The 500-nt window shown below is 50.8% G+C and carries 1 protein-coding gene; it reads left to right on the forward strand.

Translation table 11 applies throughout. The annotated features are described in order from the left end of the window. On the forward strand, window positions 1-500 hold a 500-nt coding region (locus R7P74_RS29845; RefSeq protein ID WP_318124359.1), incomplete at both ends, for a beta-eliminating lyase-related protein.

The raw sequence follows: 500 nt of genomic DNA on the forward strand, positions 1-500 counted from the left end.
TCCAATGGTGAACATTGGTGGCATGTGTTGTATTCGTGATCATCAAGAGTTGTTCCAAGCGGTGCAAACGCGCTGCGTTCCTATGGAAGGTTTTGTCACTTATGGCGGCATGGCTGGGCGCGATATGGAGGCTTTAGCCCGAGGTTTGTATGAGGGCGCGGATGAAGACTTCCTGCATTATCGAATCAGTCAGGTGCAATACTTGGGCGAACGTCTGCGGGAGGGGGGAATTCCAATCCAATATCCAACTGGTGGCCATGCGGTGTTTGTTGATGCGGCGAAAATATTGCCGCACATTCCAGCCGATCAGTTCCCAGCACAAGCCTTGTGTAATGCGTTGTATCTGGAGGCTGGGATTCGAGCTGTTGAGATTGGCTCATTGTTGCTCGGACGTGACCCTGAAACGGGTGAACAGAAAGCCTCTGAGCTTGAATTAATGCGCTTAACGATTCCACGTCGAGTCTATACTAATGACCACATGGACTATATCGCGGATGCGT

The sequence above is a fragment of the Vibrio sp. 2033 genome (assembly GCF_033339735.1).